The sequence below is a fragment of the Gluconacetobacter takamatsuzukensis genome, assembly GCF_014174275.1.
GTDB classification, from domain to species: Bacteria; Pseudomonadota; Alphaproteobacteria; order Acetobacterales; family Acetobacteraceae; genus Gluconacetobacter; species Gluconacetobacter takamatsuzukensis.
The window spans coordinates 163,292-179,144 of the sequence record NZ_JABEQK010000004.1 but is presented as its reverse complement, the minus strand read 5'-3'; the positions used below and the strand labels follow the sequence as shown (position 1 = coordinate 179,144).

General features: G+C 66.1%; 16 protein-coding genes and 2 tRNA genes. 4 read left to right on the top strand and 14 right to left on the bottom strand.

Annotated elements, in window-relative coordinates; translation table 11 throughout:
• The first annotated feature begins 37 nt into the window (after window positions 1-37).
• Window positions 38-1,288 carry a TadE/TadG family type IV pilus assembly protein gene (locus HLH27_RS07110; protein ID WP_182949042.1) on the top strand — a complete coding sequence of 417 codons (1,251 nt, stop codon included), beginning with the start codon at window positions 38-40 and terminating at the stop codon, window positions 1,286-1,288.
• A 171-nt stretch (window positions 1,289-1,459) separates the two neighbouring features.
• Here HLH27_RS07110 and HLH27_RS07105 read toward each other — a convergent pair whose 3' ends face one another.
• The 6 genes from HLH27_RS07105 to HLH27_RS07080 all read right to left on the bottom strand — a co-directional run bounded on the left by HLH27_RS07105 (window position 1,460) and on the right by HLH27_RS07080 (window position 5,244).
• Window positions 1,460-1,960 carry an A24 family peptidase gene (locus tag HLH27_RS07105; protein ID WP_182949040.1) on the bottom strand — a complete coding sequence of 167 codons (501 nt, stop codon included), beginning with the start codon at window positions 1,958-1,960 and terminating at the stop codon, window positions 1,460-1,462.
• A 90-nt stretch (window positions 1,961-2,050) separates the two neighbouring features.
• Entirely contained in the window at window positions 2,051-2,263 is a 213-nt protein-coding gene (locus HLH27_RS07100; protein WP_182949038.1) for a hypothetical protein, read from the bottom strand.
• Between the two features lie 2 nt (window positions 2,264-2,265).
• Window positions 2,266-3,384, bottom strand: coding sequence for a hypothetical protein (locus HLH27_RS07095; RefSeq protein WP_182949036.1), 1,119 nt, complete (start codon window positions 3,382-3,384; stop codon window positions 2,266-2,268).
• Complete coding sequence (locus HLH27_RS07090; protein ID WP_246375591.1) at window positions 3,384-4,412, bottom strand: glycosyltransferase family 2 protein; 1,029 nt, start codon at window positions 4,410-4,412, stop codon at window positions 3,384-3,386. Before HLH27_RS07090 ends, HLH27_RS07095 begins: the two co-directional genes overlap by 1 nt.
• A gap of 253 nt (window positions 4,413-4,665) precedes the next feature.
• A tRNA-Glu gene (locus HLH27_RS07085) sits at window positions 4,666-4,741 on the bottom strand.
• Between the two features lie 107 nt (window positions 4,742-4,848).
• Entirely contained in the window at window positions 4,849-5,244 is a 396-nt protein-coding gene (locus HLH27_RS07080; protein ID WP_182949034.1) for a hypothetical protein, read from the bottom strand.
• A gap of 66 nt (window positions 5,245-5,310) precedes the next feature.
• Between HLH27_RS07080 and HLH27_RS07075 the strand changes: the two genes are divergently transcribed.
• Together HLH27_RS07075 and rpoH are read left to right on the top strand one after the other, a co-directional pair.
• Window positions 5,311-6,279, top strand: coding sequence for an RluA family pseudouridine synthase (locus tag HLH27_RS07075; protein ID WP_182949032.1), 969 nt, complete (start codon window positions 5,311-5,313; stop codon window positions 6,277-6,279).
• Window positions 6,280-6,529: 250 nt separating this feature from the next.
• Window positions 6,530-7,417 (top strand): RNA polymerase sigma factor RpoH, encoded by an 888-nt coding sequence (rpoH, locus tag HLH27_RS07070; protein WP_182949030.1) that lies wholly within the window; start codon window positions 6,530-6,532, stop codon window positions 7,415-7,417.
• Window positions 7,418-7,483: 66 nt separating this feature from the next.
• Here the strand turns inward: rpoH and HLH27_RS07065 are convergent, their stop codons facing one another.
• The 5 genes from HLH27_RS07065 to argC all read right to left on the bottom strand — a co-directional run bounded on the left by HLH27_RS07065 (window position 7,484) and on the right by argC (window position 12,385).
• Window positions 7,484-8,773 (bottom strand): adenylosuccinate synthase, encoded by a 1,290-nt coding sequence (locus tag HLH27_RS07065; RefSeq protein WP_182949029.1) that lies wholly within the window; start codon window positions 8,771-8,773, stop codon window positions 7,484-7,486.
• Window positions 8,774-8,840: 67 nt separating this feature from the next.
• Window positions 8,841-9,986: an ATP phosphoribosyltransferase regulatory subunit gene (locus HLH27_RS07060; RefSeq protein WP_182949027.1), complete on the bottom strand. Its 1,146-nt coding sequence runs from the start codon at window positions 9,984-9,986 to the stop codon at window positions 8,841-8,843.
• A gap of 94 nt (window positions 9,987-10,080) precedes the next feature.
• Window positions 10,081-11,262 (bottom strand): phosphoserine transaminase, encoded by a 1,182-nt coding sequence (locus HLH27_RS07055; protein ID WP_182949025.1) that lies wholly within the window; start codon window positions 11,260-11,262, stop codon window positions 10,081-10,083.
• Between the two features lie 17 nt (window positions 11,263-11,279).
• Window positions 11,280-11,363: transfer RNA gene (locus HLH27_RS07050), tRNA-Leu, on the bottom strand.
• A gap of 77 nt (window positions 11,364-11,440) precedes the next feature.
• A complete protein-coding gene (argC, locus tag HLH27_RS07045; RefSeq protein WP_182949024.1) occupies window positions 11,441-12,385 on the bottom strand; it encodes an N-acetyl-gamma-glutamyl-phosphate reductase in 945 nt (314 codons plus the stop codon).
• A 179-nt stretch (window positions 12,386-12,564) separates the two neighbouring features.
• Here argC and mazG point away from each other — a divergent pair, with 179 nt between their 5' ends.
• The gene (gene mazG, locus HLH27_RS07040; protein WP_182949022.1) at window positions 12,565-13,350 is read left to right on the top strand and encodes a nucleoside triphosphate pyrophosphohydrolase; all 786 of its coding nucleotides are present in this window, start codon (window positions 12,565-12,567) and stop codon (window positions 13,348-13,350) included.
• Between the two features lie 15 nt (window positions 13,351-13,365).
• Here mazG and HLH27_RS07035 read toward each other — a convergent pair whose 3' ends face one another.
• From HLH27_RS07035 to hfq, 3 genes are read right to left on the bottom strand one after another with little or no spacing between them, the layout of a single operon-like run.
• A complete protein-coding gene (locus HLH27_RS07035; protein WP_182949020.1) occupies window positions 13,366-14,202 on the bottom strand; it encodes an inositol monophosphatase family protein in 837 nt (278 codons plus the stop codon).
• 42 nt (window positions 14,203-14,244) lie between these two features.
• A complete protein-coding gene (gene hflX / locus HLH27_RS07030) occupies window positions 14,245-15,531 on the bottom strand; it encodes a GTPase HflX (protein ID WP_182949018.1) in 1,287 nt (428 codons plus the stop codon).
• A 7-nt stretch (window positions 15,532-15,538) separates the two neighbouring features.
• Window positions 15,539-15,835, bottom strand: coding sequence for an RNA chaperone Hfq (gene hfq / locus HLH27_RS07025; protein WP_182949016.1), 297 nt, complete (start codon window positions 15,833-15,835; stop codon window positions 15,539-15,541).
• Between the last annotated feature and the right edge of the window lie 18 nt (window positions 15,836-15,853).

Below are 15,853 nucleotides of genomic sequence, written 5' to 3'. Positions count from 1 at the left end.
TCGGACATTTCGACCACGCGAGCGGAAACCATACTCCATGCCCCAGCGCACGTTTTTACGCGGATTACGCAATGACCGGCGCGGCGGCGTACTGCTGATTTTCGCCTTCGCCGCCATCCCGCTCATTTTCGCCGTCGGCATGGCGATCGATTATTCGCGCGCGATGAAAACACGCACCAAGCTGGATGCAATCGCCGACGCGGCCGCCCTTTATGCCGTCAGCGCGCCGATGATGGAGCTGAGCGACGCGGACGCCCAGACCGAGGCAACGGCCCTGTTCTGCTCCCAGGCGGAAAAACAGACCGGCACCGCCGACCAGGCCGACGAATCCTGCTCCCAGATCCGGAGCCTGCCCAACGCCAGCGACTTCAAACTGGATTCCCTGACGGTCACGTCCTCCACCAGCGCGGGAAAGCGCGTGGCCTCCGTCAGCTACGTGGCGGAATCGCCCAACGCGTTTGCCACCGTCCTGGGGCGGCCCACCCTGACCGTGCGGGGGGAATCCGACACCACCAATTCCATCGCGCCGAACATGGATTTCTATTTCCTGCTCGATACATCGATGTCGATGGCCTACCCCACCACGACCGACGGCCTGATCGCGGTGGCCGGCTATAATAATTCCGGCTGCCGCTTCGCCTGCCATTATTCGAGCTTCACCAAAGGGAAGGCCGACCCGTATATGTGGGCCATAAGCCAGTCATCTTTCGATCTGCGTATCGACGCGGAAGGCAAGGCCGTTTCGCAGCTTTTCACCCTCGCCGAAAGCATGGCAAGCAAGAACAATACGATATACCGTATGAACATTTCAACATACGGCACAGCCAATACCGCCTATACATTCACCAATCTACAGAAAACCGATACTATCGATAACGTCCAGGCCAACTATAGCACCAAGGTTTCTCCCTATATCGTGCCCCCCCCTGTATGTTTCCGACAACAACCCGGGCAGCGCCAATCCGCACCTGTCGGGGGACAGCGATACGATGACCGCCGGGGCCCTTTACAGCATGCTGCAAAACGTCCTGCCCCAGCAGGCCGGAACCGGGATCAACGGCGATACGCCGCAAGCAGTCCTGTTCATCGTCACGGACGGCATGAGCGACGAACCCAACCCCAATGGCGCCTCCACCCCGCCTACCAGCGGATCGCGCATATACAAGCCGATCGGCCTGCCCGATCTCTATCAGTGCGCCAAGATCAAGGCGCGCGGCATCAGGATCGCGATCCTCTATACCGAATATATCCCGGACTCCCTGACTGGAGATTCATGGTCGGTCAATAATGTCGGGCCGGTCCTGAACAATAATTACGAAAACTATGTCTCTCAATGCGCCTCATCACCCGACCTGTTCATAACAGTTTCGACCGATCAAAGTATTTCAGACGCCCTGGCAACGCTTTTCCAGGCTTCCATCTCGTCGGCGCGCATCACCCAGTAAAAAGAGTCCCATCCCTACCGCCGCAGCAGCAGAAACAACCCGGCCGAGGCGATCGCCACCGCGTAGGGCAAGGGCCCGCGCCGGGCGATGCGCCAGCGCTCGGCCCGCGCCACCCGCGCCAGCACGCTCTTCCCCGCGCGCGCGCCCTGCGGGGCCTTAACGACCCGATGTAAAAACAGATAGATCAGCGCCAGGCCGCCGCCCATCAGAGCCGTCAGGAAAATGAAATCCGCACTGTCGGCCAGGGGAAAGGCCAGCATCCCGGCCGCCAGCAGCTTGACGTCTCCCCCACCCAGCCAGCCGCGAAACCAGCAGAACAAAGCCAGCAGGAACACAAGCAACGCCGCACCGCAAACGGCCGCAAAATCGCCGTGCAACAGCCTCAACGCCGCGCCGTCGACAAGCAGAAACAGGGAAATTCCATTCGGAATGGACCGGGTCGCCAGATCGTTCAGGGCAGCGGCCAAAAAGAACAGGGCGGCCGCGACTTGCAGGATAAGAATGCAGGACGTCATTTTATTCCCATATGCCGACCGCCATCATACGGTCAGGTGTGTCGATGCCCACGCCCGGTTATACCGGCATTTTAGGGGCGGCCGCCGTCGTCATTCTTTTGAACGATCCCTTATCTGCCGCCCTGGCGCGAAACTTTCCGGATCGGCCCCGCCCGCGCGCGCAGTCGCAAGATAAGCGTCCCTCGAAATCGTATGCCGCAGATAGAAATCCCGATACGCCGTCGAAACATGTGGACGGATCCCGCACAGAAAAGCGTAAGCATCAAAAGCCAGCAAAAGAACGATCAGGAATATCTGGCGCATCGTCACATCACCAGATAGCTGCCGGAATACCATAGCAGAAGCATTCTCACTGAAAGTACGCCCATGCCTGCCATGACCATTCCCCGCGCACGAGGCGGAAGGGAAATCACCATATAGGCCAGAAACTGTATCACCAGCGGATTGCCAAGCGCATATCGTTCAACCGACACGACACTGGTCGAAGTGGCGAGCAGCGTGGTCGTCCCCACCAACAGCGCACTCAGTGCCCAGACGGGTGTACACATCCGCCACACAAGCGCAAATGCCGCCAGAGCGTAAATCCCAAAGGGAATCAGCACGGAATCCAAGGCATACAGGACATGCAACAGGAAGAAGTGAAACTCCCTGCCCCACGCAGTTTCCACATGCACAAAACCAAATCCATCACCCGTCAGGTGAAACAGATACAGCACGAACACCGAAAGCCCGGCCCCTCCGGCTACGACCAGCAGCAGGCTTTCACGCACGCGGACCATCATGGATGCACGGGTGACAGACACACCGGAGGCAAGCCACCATCCGGCAAGGCAGACTGCCATGACGAAGCCCGTGGGCCGAGCCAGCGCCAGCAAAGCGCATGCCAGGGCAGCAAGGGCCACCTGTTCCTGCCGCAATGCGACAATCGCGGCCATCAGCAGGACACCATATAGCGCCTCTGAATATTGAACCATGTACCAGACGTTGAACGGATATAACACGAAGAACAGAACAAAAAGCAGACGGTCTACCCCGAGGCCGCGTAATTCGAGATCCCGCAGGCAAAGAAAGATCAGGACCGGCCATAACAGGATGTTGACCAGTATCTCCGCCAATACAGCATCGAGATGCAATCCCGATCCGACCGCGCGTGCCAGCAAGGGGTAAAGAGGAAAAAAAGCCCAGTTCGCCTGCGCCAGCCGCAAAGGGTCATCCAAGCGCGGCAGACGTGAATATCCGTTCCTGACGATGTCGGAGTACCAGAAACAGTCCCATTGGCATGATGCAGCGACCAGCCCACCCCATGGCAGGGCAAGCAACGCCTTTAAGACCACGGTGATGGCACAGACACCTGTCATGACCACGACCAATCCCGCGCTGCTCGCGGCGCTCAGGCGTCGCAGGGCCGCGAACAGCCCGGCCATCAAGAGCGATCTGCGGTGTTCACGGCGGATGCGATATGGAAATGCGGCCTTCGTTTAGTCTCAAGATAGATCTTGCCGATATATTCCCCGATGATTCCCAGAGAGAGCATTTGCACACCCCCCATGAAGAAGATCGCGATAATGACCGATGTCCATCCGCGTATCGAATAGCCGCTGGTCTTGACCGCCAGCGCATAGAGAACGGCCACCGCGGACAGGCATGAGATCATGAGGCCAGCCAGGGCGATCATCCGCAGGGGCGTGATACTGAACGAGGTGATCCCTTCCACGGCCAAGGCAATCATGCGGTGGAGCGGATACTTGGATTCGCCCGCACTCCGCGCCAGTCGCGCATACCGAACGATCGTCGAGCGGAAACCAACCAGAGGCACGAGTCCCCGCAGAAACAGGTTCCGCTCCCGATATTCGAGCAGCGCATCCAGCGCCGCCCGGTCCAGAAGACGAAAATCCGCATGATCGAGTATCAGTTCGACACCCGCCAGACGCATGAGGCGATAAAACAGGCCCGCGGTCTTTCGTTTGAAGAGCGTATCCGTCATCCGGCAGTCACGAACCCCATACACCACGCCAAATCCCGCGCGCCAGGCAGCCAGCATGGCCCTAATGGCGGACGGATCGTCCTGAAGGTCCGCATCGATACTGACGACCACATCGCAATCCGGAACAGCGGAAAGACCGGCCAGGAGAGCCGTCTGATGCCCGCAATTACGTGAAAGCCTGATCCCGCGTATGCGGCTATCGCGCTTTGCAGCCTGCGTAATCAGTTCCCATGTCGCATCGACGCTGCCATCATCCACGCACAGGACAAAGCTGCACTCACCGACACTCTCGTCTGCCATGACAGCAGAGAGAAACCCGGCGATCCGGCTCACTGTCCGGGGCAGAATGCTTTCTTCATTGTAGCAGGGCATCACGATCGCCAGACAGGGCGGGATCCGACGCGGCATTTCGGTATTATCGACGGCACCCGACGCATGAAACTGGGGCATTACCCGGCTTTTCGACAAGACGTCCCATTCCCCTATCGGCGGGCAATCGCATTCGGCAGCAACCCTATCACGGGCATCAGGGAACGAATACTGTGCGTGCCTTCGGTCGCGCATACATCAATGTGAAATGATGACACGAACGGACCAGACACCGCACCTGCGAACCATATGAGAGATCATGCTGAAAGCAGCAGCCCACTCGTACGACCCATATGGCGCACAAAGCGGGGAACCTGCATTTTTTATCAATAAAACCACACGCTTTGCGTGTTGGCGTCCCGTACGGGATTCGAACCCGTGTTACCGCCGTGAAAGGGCGGTGTCCTAGGCCTCTAGACGAACGGGACGTTGGACGAGGCAGCTTCTATGACATCGCGAGAGGGGACGCAACCCACCCCATGCAGGAAAATCGGCTCGCGATGCATTTTTTCCAAGATTGAAGCTTTTCAGGTGATTACGGAGCGGGCGCGACCGCCCCCGGCGCCGCATTCATGACCAGCCGGCCGATGATTCGCCGATGCGCGACATCCCACAACAGCACCCGGTCCGGCCCGCCGCCCGACAGCGCGACCGCCAGCAACCCCTCATCCTGTCGCGTCAGGGCCGTGACATGCGTGCCGGCCGGCTCGCCCAGCACCAGCTCGCCATAATCCCCCGCCGGCAGCGCCACCGGTTCGGCGGCGGGCCGGGCCATCGCCGCCGGGCGCGGATGCGCGATCCGATGGACCAGCACGCCGACCAGCACCAGCGATCCTACCGCCAGCAGCACGCCCATGCCGATCACGGCAGCCAGCAGCCCCCGGGACCCCGCCACGCCCGATCCAGCCCCACCCACGCCCTGTCCACTCATGATAGTCCCGATCCATCCAGGCCCGGCACGATGTTCCGACCGGGCAATTTCCGTTAAGAGCCGTGCATGACCGACGACACGCCCCCCCTCCGCCTCACCGCGACCGAAGAGCATGCCGGCCAGCGCACCGACCGCTTCCTGGCCGATGCGCTCGATACGCTGTCGCGTTCGCGCGTCAAGGCCCTGATGGAAGCCGGCCACGTGCTGCGCGACGGCCAGGTGCTGCGCGAGCCCGCCGATCCGGTGCGACCCGGACTGTGTTATGAAATCAGGGTCCCCCCGGCAATCCCCGCCACCCCCCAGGCCCAGAGCATCCCCTTCGCGATCCTGTACGAGGATGCCGACCTGATCGTGCTCGACAAGCCCGCCGGCCTGGTGGTGCACCCGGCCCCGGGCAACGAGGACGGTACGCTGGTCAACGCCCTGCTGGCCCATTGCGGCGACAGCCTGACAGGAATCGGCGGCGAGCGGCGGCCGGGCATCGTCCACCGGCTGGACAAGGACACGTCGGGGGTCATGGTCGTCGCCAAGACCGAACAGGCCCACAAATCCCTGTCCGACGCCTTCGCGACCCGCGATATCGACCGCACCTACCTGGCCCTGGCATGGGGGCTGATGACCCCGGCCAGCGGCGGGTTCGAGGGCGCGATCGGCCGCGACAAGCGCGACCGCAAACGCATGGCGGTGGTCACGCATGGCGGCAAGGCGGCCCTGACGCATTACCGCACCCTGGCCACCCATCATGGCGGCCTCAGCCTGGTGGAATGCCGGCTGGCGACCGGCCGCACGCACCAGATCCGCGTGCATTTCTCGCACGGCGGCCACCCGTTGGTCGGCGATCCGGTCTATCTGCGCCGCATCCCCGCCGCCGCCCGCACCCTGCCCGACGACGCAAAGCGCGCAGCGCTCGATTTCCCGCGCCAGGCCCTGCATGCCGCGCGGCTGGGCTTCACCCACCCGCGCACCGGCGAGCCCATGCTCTTCGAAACCGCCCCCCCGGACGATTTCAAGGCGCTGCTGGCAAAGATTGCTTAGTTTTAAGGCAATATCCAAGGAGCTTTCTTGACGCTCCCAGACCGGGCCGATAGGCTCGATCCATGCTCCGACGGGTGACGCTACCGTCGGAATGGACGTCTCGTGGTGGCGCAGCCCTCGGAGGGGGTGCCACGCGGGGACGTGAAGTCCATCCACGCGTCATACGGGCCGGCCATGCAACCCTGTCGCCAGATGTGCCTTTAGGACATCAGCGGGGCATGGCCTCCCTCAGGGAAAAGGAGTCCGACCAATGGCCTCTTCCGTTCTCAATGTTGGTCCCGAGACCAACCTTTCAAGGTACCTCCAGGATATCCGCAAGTTTCCCATGCTCTCGCCGGAAGACGAGCAGCGGCTGTCGCGGAGCTGGCGGGACAAGGGCGACACCAAGGCCGCGCACGCGCTGGTCACCTCGCACCTGCGGCTGGTCGCCAAGATCGCGATGGGATATCGCGGCTACGGCCTGCCGCTGGGCGAACTGATCAGCGAGGGCAATATCGGGATGATGCAGGCGGTCCGCCGCTTCGACCCCGATCGCGGCTTCCGCCTGGCGACCTATGCGATGTGGTGGATTCGCGCCGCGATCCAGGAATATATCCTGCACAGCTGGTCGCTGGTCAAAATGGGCACCACCGCCGCCCAGAAGAAGCTGTTCTTCAACCTGCGCCGCCTGAAGGGGCAGATGCAGGCCATCGACGACGGCGACCTGCAACCCGAACAGGTGAACCAGATCGCCAAGTCGCTGGGCGTGCCCGAACAGGACGTGATCAACATGAACCGCCGCCTGTCGGCGCCCGATCACAGCCTCAACGCCCCCCTGCGCGCCGACAGCGAAGGCGAATGGCAGGACTGGCTGGTCGACGAGCACGACAACCAGGAAGAAACGCTGGCGGAAAGCGAGGAATTCAGCGGCCGCAAGGCCCTGCTGGACAATGCGCTGAAGACACTGAACGAGCGCGAGCGCCACATCCTGACCGAACGCCGGCTGAAGGACGAACCCTCGACGCTGGAAGACCTGTCGCACACCTACAACATCTCGCGCGAGCGGGTGCGGCAGATCGAGGTCCGGGCCTTCGAAAAGGTCCAGGCCGCGATGAAGGCGGAAGTCGAGGCCCATCGCGGCGCCACCATGGTCGACTGACCGCCCGCCCCCGCTCCCCAACGAAAAAGGGCCGGACCATCAGGTCCGGCCCTTTCCGTATGGGCCTCAGCCCTCGAACGGGTCGCGCATCAGGATGGTATCGTCGCGCTCGGGGCTGGTGGAAAGCAGCGTCACCGGCGCCTCGACCAGTTCCTCGATCCGGCGGACATACTTGATCGCCTGCGCCGGCAGGTCGGCCCAGGAGCGCGCGCCACGGGTGCTGTCGGTCCAGCCTTCCATCGTCTCATAGACGGGCGTGACGCGGGCCTGCGCCGCCGGGGCCGAGGGAAAGCTGCGGATTTCCTTGCCGTCCAGCTCGTAGCCGACACAGACCTTGATCTCCGGCAGCCCGTCCAGGACGTCCAGCTTGGTCAGCGCCAGCCCATTGATGCCGCCGACGCGCACGGCGCGGCGCACCAGCATGGCGTCGAACCAGCCGCACCGGCGCGGACGGCCGGTCACGGTGCCGAATTCATGCCCGCGCGTGCCCAGGGTCCGGCCCATCTCGTCATGCAGCTCGCTGGGGAACGGCCCCTCGCCCACGCGGGTCGAATAGGCCTTGGCGATCCCGAGCACGAACCCGACGCTCCCCGGCCCGACACCGCTACCGGTCGCCGCATTGGCCGCGATGGTGTTGGAACTGGTCACGAACGGATAGGTCCCGTGATCGACATCCAGCATCACCGCCTGCGCACCTTCGAACAGGATGCGGCGCCCGGCCCGGCGCGCATCGTCCAGCAGGTCCCACACCGTGTCCATATAGGGCAGCACGCGGGGCGCCAGCGCGTTCATGTGCTCCAGCAGCGCGGCCTTGGTAAAGGTCGGCGCCCCCAGCCCGGCCAGCAGCGTGTTGTGATGCAGCAGCAGCTCGTCCAGCTTCCAGTCCAGCGTTTCCGGCTCGGCCAGGTCGCACAGGCGGATGGCCCGGCGCGCCACCTTGTCCTCATAGGCCGGGCCGATGCCCCGGCCGGTGGTGCCGATCTTGCGCGCGCCGCGTGCTTCCTCGCGGGCGCGGTCGATGGCACCGTGCACCGGCAGGATCAGCGGCACGTTCTCGGCGATGCGCAGGGTCTCCGGCGTCACCTTCAGCCCCTGTGCCGTCACGCGGTCGATCTCGGTCAGCAGCGCCTCGGGGTCGACGACGACACCGTTGCCGATCACGCCCATCTTGCCGCGCACCAGGCCCGAGGGCAGCAGCGACAGCTTGTAGGTCTGGTCACCGACCACCAGCGTATGGCCGGCATTGTGCCCGCCCTGGAAACGGACGACGATATCCGCCCGGCTGGCAAGCCAGTCGACGATCTTGCCCTTTCCCTCGTCACCCCACTGGGCGCCGATCACGGTGACGTTGGACATCAGAAGCTCCTCAGAAAAACGATCCGGCCGGGGCGCAACACGGCAGCCGCCCGGCTTAACAGGCGCATCACGTCAGCGCCACCACTCCATCGCCGGCCACGATCATATCGCATTCCAGGCGCTTCGCCTCGGCCCGGCTGTCCGCGACGGGCACCAGCCCGTCGACGGTCGCATAGCCCTCGGCCCGCAGCCGCCGGCCCAGCGCCGGGTCGCTGCCCACGGGCAGGAACACCCGCACCCGGCCCGCCCGGGCGGGTGCCGCGCGCAGCAGGGCTTCGGGCCGCAGGGTCAGGCCACAGGCCGGCTCGTCATTGTTCGAGACATAGCGCCCACCCCGGCCCAGCTCTTCATGCTGGCCACGGGCATACACCGTCACGCAGACGCCGGTATGATAATGCAGGCCCCGGAACTCGACCGGGTCGATGGTCACGCGGATATCGGGCACCCGCGCCTTGATGGCGGCGAAGGTGGCAGCCAGCCGTTCGCTCAACACCCGCACCGGCGCCGGCAGCACCAGCCCGCCCAGCACCGACAGGGCCCTCTCGGCCGGCCCGGCCGCATGCAGCAATTCGGTCAGCACCGGCGCCAGCCCCCCGGCCAGCTTCGCCACCGCTGCCGCGTCCTTGCGGTCCAGCGCCCGCATCAGCGCCTGCCGCTCGGCGGGGGTAAAGCCCACTTCCGCGATCAGCGCCGGCGCCAGCGGCGGCATGGTCAGGTCGAACGACACGCCGGGCACCCCCAGCGCCGCCAGCGCCTCGGCACCCAGCGCCACCACTTCGGCATCGGCTTCGGGCGTATCGGGCCCGATCAGCTCGATACCGGCCTGCGAAATCTGCCGGTCGCTCTCCCGCGCCCCACCGCTCGCCTGCACGCACAGCCCGGTATAGGACAGGCGCAGCGGGCGCGGCGCATCGGCCAGCCGCGTCGCGGCAATCCGCGCGATCTGCGGGGTAATGTCGGGCCGCAGCGCCATCATGCGCCGCGTATCGGGGTCCATCAGACGAAAGGCCTGGTCGGCCACCGCCGCCCCGGACCCGCTCAGCAGCGTGTCCTCGAATTCCAGCAGGGGCGGCTTCACCCGGCTATAGCCGTGCGAGGCAAAAACCCGCATCAGGCTTTCCATGCCGGCGGCCTCGGCCTCGGCATCGGAAGGCAGCAGATCGACAAAGCCTGCGGGCAGCAGGGCGGGATTGGGAGGCGGATCGTCCGTCATGCGCGCGCCTATACCATCCTTGCGCCCGTTCGTCATGTCCGCGCGGGCCGAATCCCGCGCTTGGCCACGACGACGCGCAAGCGCCGCCGGGCTCTCAGGAAAATTCGGTCCGCACCCGGGCCTCGGCCCAGTCCAGCCACGGCATCAGCGCGTGCAGGTCGTCGGCCTCCACGGTCGCCCCGCCCCACAGCCGCAGGCCCGGCGGCGCATCGCGATAGCTGCCGATATCCAGCGCAACCCCCTCGGCTTCCAGCAGCCCGACGATCCGCTTGGCCGCCTTCGCCTGCGTCGCCGCATCCAGCGCCACGAACCAGGGCGCCACGATGGTCAGGCAGATCGCGGTGCTGGAACGCTCGGCCGGGTCGGCGGCCAGAAAGGCCGCCCAGCCGGACCGCGCGACCCAGTCCGCCACCACGGCCAGGTTGGCCCGGCTGCGGGCAATCAGCGCCGGCAGGCCGCCGATCGCTTCCGCCCAGCGCAACCCGTCCAGCGCATCCTCGACGCAGAGCATCGAGGGCGTATTGATCGTATCGCCCTTGAAGATCCCCTCGATCAGCCGCCCCTTCGCCGTCAGGCGAAAGATCTTGGGCAGCGCGCGCGGCGGCGGGGTTTCCTCCAGCCGGCGCACGGCACGCGGCGACAGGGCCAGCATCCCGTGCGCGGCCTCGCCGCCCAGCACTTTCTGCCAGGACCATGTGACCACATCCAGCCGGTCCCAAGGCAGGTCCATCGCAAAGGCGGCCGAGGTGGCGTCGCAGATCACCAGCCCGTCCCGCTCGGCAGGAATCGCCGCCCCATCGGGAAGACGTACCCCCGAGGTCGTGCCGTTCCACGCCAGCACCACATCATGCGCCCAGTCCACCTGCCCCAGATCCGGCAGGCGACCATATTCGGCCGTCAGCACCCGCGCGGCCGGCGCGTGCAACTGGTTGACGATATCGTCGGCCCAGGTCGCCGAAAAACTCTCGAACGCCAGCACATCGACCGGGCGTTCGCCGACCAGCGACCACAGCACCATCTCCACCGCGCCGGTGTCCGATGCCGGCACGATCCCCAGCTTCCAGTCGTCCGGCAGGCCGAGAATGGCGCGCGAGCGGGTAATGACCTCGTTCAGCCGCGCCCGCCCCTCGGGCGCGCGATGCGAGCGGCCGAGCAGGGCACCGGACAGCGCATCCAGCGACCATCCCGGACGCTTGGCGCAGGGGCCGGAGGAAAAACACGGATTGGCAGGGCGCACGCCCGGTTTCGCGATCGCGTCGGAAGAGAGAGCAGACATCATCCGGTCCGGAGAAATGGTACGAGAGAGGGGACTCGAACCCCTATGCCTTGCGGCGGTCGATTTTGAGCCGACTACGTCTACCGTTCCGTCACTCTCGCCTGCGGGCCTGCTTATCAGCAAAATGGCCCGGCAGGCAATCGCGCAGCCACGATCGACCGATCATCCCGGCAGACGATCACCCGGCCCGGGGCGCGGGCGCCGGCAGGCCCAGCATCAGGGCGATGTTCTGGATCGCGGCGCCCGAGGCCCCCTTGCCCAGATTGTCCAGCCGCGCGGTCAGCACCGCCTGCCGCCGCGATTCGTTGGCGTGGACCCGCAATTCCATCAGGTCGGTCCCCGCCAACGTCTCGGCCGAAAGACCCGGCTCGGCCTCCGCCACGCCGATCCGGTCCGACCCGGCATAGAAATCGGCCAGCACCGCCCGCACGTCGCCCCCCGTCGCCGGCTGGGCCAGCAGGTCCAGATGCAGCGGCACCGACACGATCATCCCCTGCGCAAAATGCCCGACCGACGGCACGAAGACAGGCGGCCTCGTCAGCCCCGCATAGCGGGTGATCTCGGGCAGATGCTTGTGCTCCAGTCCCAGCCCATACAGTTCGAAGGCCGGGCCGCCTTCGCGCTCATGTGCCTCGATCATCGCCCGGCCGCCGCCGCTATAGCCGCTCACCGCGTTGATCGTCAGCGGCGCATCGGGCGCGAGCAGCCCCGCCTGCACCAGCGGCCGCAGCAGCGCGATCGCCCCGGTCGGATAGCAGCCGGGGTTGGAGACCCGCGCCGCCCCCGCGACCTCCGCCGCGCAGCCGACCCCCATTTCCGGAAAACCGTAAACCCAGTCCGGATCGACGCGAAACGCCGTGCTGGCGTCCAGCAGCCGCGGCGCCCGCCCCCCGGCGGCCGCGATCTCCGCCGCCATCGCGGCGGCCTCGCGTGAGGCCGCATCGGGCAGGCACAGCACCACCAGATCGACCGATTCCATCATCGCACGGCGGGCAGCGGCATCCTTGCGGTGTTCCGGCGCGATCGAGCGCACCGTCACCGGCAGCGCATCCAGGCGCTGACGAATGCCGAGCCCCGTCGTCCCGGCCTCGCCGTCAATGAAAACCGTCGCCTGTCCGTCCATGGTCCGTCCGCCTTTCCGGGTACCCCGTCCGGTACCCCTGATCCTGGGCGCGGGACTATAATCCCTGTCCGCCCCCCCAGCCAGAGAGCGCGCCCGCAAATGAGCACCACGCTGGACGCACCCGCACCATCCGGTGCAGACAGGAACCATCCCGCCGACCCCAGCACGGAGCCCCCCGGATGCAGGACGCCGCCCAGGCCCTCTCGCGCCTTCTCGACATCATGGCCCGCCTGCGCGACCCGGTAAGCGGCTGCCCGTGGGACCGCGAGCAGGATTTCGCCTCCATCGCCCCCTACGCGATCGAGGAAGCCTACGAGATCGAGGACACGATCGCCCGCCAGGACTGGACCGCCCTGCCCGACGAGCTGGGCGACCTGCTGCTCCAGGTCGTCTACCACGCCCGCATGGGCGAGGAGGCCGGATTATTCGATTTCGCCACCGTCGCCGGCATGATCGGCGACAAGATGGTCCGCCGCCACCCCCACGTCTTCGGCGACGCCGCCCTGGCCCCCGGCCAGTGGGAAGACGGCAAGGAACAGGAACGCCTCGCCCGGCGCGAGAGCGGCACGCTGGCCGGCATCCCCACCGCCCTGCCCGCCCTGCTGCGCGCCCGCAAGCTCTCGGCCCGCGCCGCCCGGGTCGGCTTCGACTGGCCCGATGCGAAGGACGTCGCCGAAAAGGTCGACGAGGAAATCGCGGAACTGAAGGTCGAGCTGGATTCCGGCGACCGCGAACGCATCGCCGACGAGCTGGGCGACGTACTGTTCACCCTCGCCACCCTGGCCCGCAAGCTGGATATGGATCCCGAGGCCTGCCTGCGCCAGGCCAACGCCAAGTTCACCCGCCGCTTCACCGGCGTCGAACATCATCTGGCCGAACGCGGCCAGACCCCGGCCGACAGCACGCTGGCGGACATGGAAGCCGCATGGCAGGCGGTCAAACGGCAGGAACGCGGCGAGGCCTGAGCCGACCTCGGCCTCTCAGCCCGGGTCCAGCAGCAGGTCACGCAGATCCTGCCAGCTCGCCCGGTCGGGGGCATACAGCAACCCACCGGCACGGTCGGTCGCGCGATAGGGCGTGCCATCGAAATGGGCGCAATACCCCCCGGCCTCGCGATGGATCAGCCAGCCGGCCAGATGGTCCCACGGCATGGTGCGGTTGAAGAGCAGGAAATGGCATTTCCCGTCCACCAGCATCAGATATTCCTGCGCGGCACAGCGGAAATCCCACGACCCCATCACGCGTGGCAGGTTGCGCGCCACCAGGTCGCGCACCGGCCGCGGCAGATAGCGCCACGAGGCATTGCCGCACATTTCGGCCGCCGGCACGGGCGGCGCGCAGCGTAGCGGGCGCTCGGCATCGTCTGGCCCCGCCAGCCACGCCCCCTCGCCCCGCACCGCCAGCGCCGCGACATTGCAGATCGGGTCGAGAATCGCCGCTCCCACAACCTCGCCCCGCCGCAGGACCGCCACCATGACGCCGAACAGCGGCACCCCCGCCGCATAATTCGCCGTGCCGTCGATCGGGTCGATCACATAGGCCAGGTCCGCATCCTCGATCGCATCCAGCAGGCCGGGCCGGGCACAGACCGCCTCCTCGCCGATCACCACGGCACCGGGGGAGAGGCGCAGGAAGGCCTCGGTCATGTCATGCTCGGCCGCCTCGTCGGCCACCGTCACCACATCCAGCTTGCTGGTCTTGCAGCGGATGGCGTCCGCGTCCAGGTGGCGGAAGGACGGCATGATCCGCTCCGCCGCCGCCTGCCGCATGATGTCCAGGACCGTGCGCATATGCGCGCCCGAAACCGCGACCGTCATGACATGTCCTCCCCTTCCCGGCCATCCGGCGCGGGCGGGCGCCTACCCGTCGCGACTGGTCCGTTGCTGTTCGAACCGCGCGCGATCGGCCGGCAGCAGCCGCACCGTCACCACGATAGCCTGCTCGCCATCCTCGCGCGACGTCACTTCGCCATGAGCATACAGCCAGGCCAGCAACGCCCCCTCCTTCACCGGGATGGTATAGTGCACGACCTCCATCGCCTCGGTCAGGCGCTGGTCGATCGCCGCCAGCAATTCGGGCAGCCCGTCGCCGGTAATGGCCGAAATCGCGACACTGCCCTCCCGGGGCGGCACCGCCTCGCGCCCGCCCAGCAGGTCGGCCTTGTTCTGCACCTCGATCACCCGCCGGCGCCAGTCGCCCTCCAGCGTGCCGCTGGCCGCCATGCCCTCCAGCACCTCCTCCACATCGGCGCGCTGCGCCGTGGTGTCGGGGTGCGAGATATCGCGCACATGCAAAATGATGTCGGCCTCGGCCACCTCTTCCAGCGTCGCGCGAAAGGCCGCGATCAGCTCGGTCGGCAGATCACTGATGAATCCCACGGTGTCCGAAAGGATGATCCGCCGGCCCGACGGCAGGCGGATACCCCGCATCGTCGGGTCCAGCGTCGCGAACAACTGGTCCTGCGCATAGACCGAGGCCCCGGTCAGCGCATTGAACAGGGTCGATTTCCCGGCATTGGTATAGCCGACCAGCGCCACGACGGGAAACGGCACCCGCCGCCGCGCGGCCCGATGCAGCCCGCGGGTGCGACGCACCTGCTCCAGCTCGCGCTTCAGCCGCACGATGCGGTCGCCGATCATGCGCCGATCGGCCTCGATCTGGGTTTCGCCCGGCCCGCCCAGAAAGCCGAAGCCGCCGCGCTGCCGCTCCAGATGGGTCCAGGTCCGCACCAGCCGGCTGCGCTGATATTCCAGATGCGCCAGCTCGACCTGCAGCGCGCCTTCCTTGGTGGCGGCGCGCTCGCCGAAAATATCCAGGATCAGCGCCGTCCGGTCGATCACCTTGCAGCCCAGCGCCTTTTCCAGGTTCCGCTGCTGCACCGGGGTCAGGCGGGTATCCACCACCACGACGGCCACCCGGTCCTCCTGCACCGCCTGGCGCAGGGACTCCACCTGCCCGCTGCCCAGCAGCGTGGCCGGCCGGCGCGCCCGCAGCAGCAGCACCGCCTGGCGCACGATCACCAGGCCGATCGACGCCGCCAGCCCCACGGCCTCTTCCAGCCGGGCTTCGGCGGCGCGGATCTCATCCTGACGGTCCGGCCGCTCCCATGGCAGGATGACGGCGGCCCGCGTGGGGGACTGCGCCACGCGCCCCTCAGACGAGATCGGAATCCCCCGCCAGATCCTTGTCCGACAGGTCGGCCGAGGCCCCTTCGGGGCGCGAGGGGTCGAACAGCACGACCGGCGTCGCCGGCATCACGGTGCTGATCGCATGCTTGTAGACCAGCTGCGTATGGCCATCACGCCGCAGCAGCACGGAAAAATTGTCGAACCAGGTGATGATGCCCTGCAACTTGACACCATTGACCAGAAACACCGTGACCGGCGTCTTGGAGCGCCTGACATGGTTGAGAAAGACATCCTGAACGTTCTGCGTAGGTTCTTTTGCCACGGTTGGGCCTTACTTGCT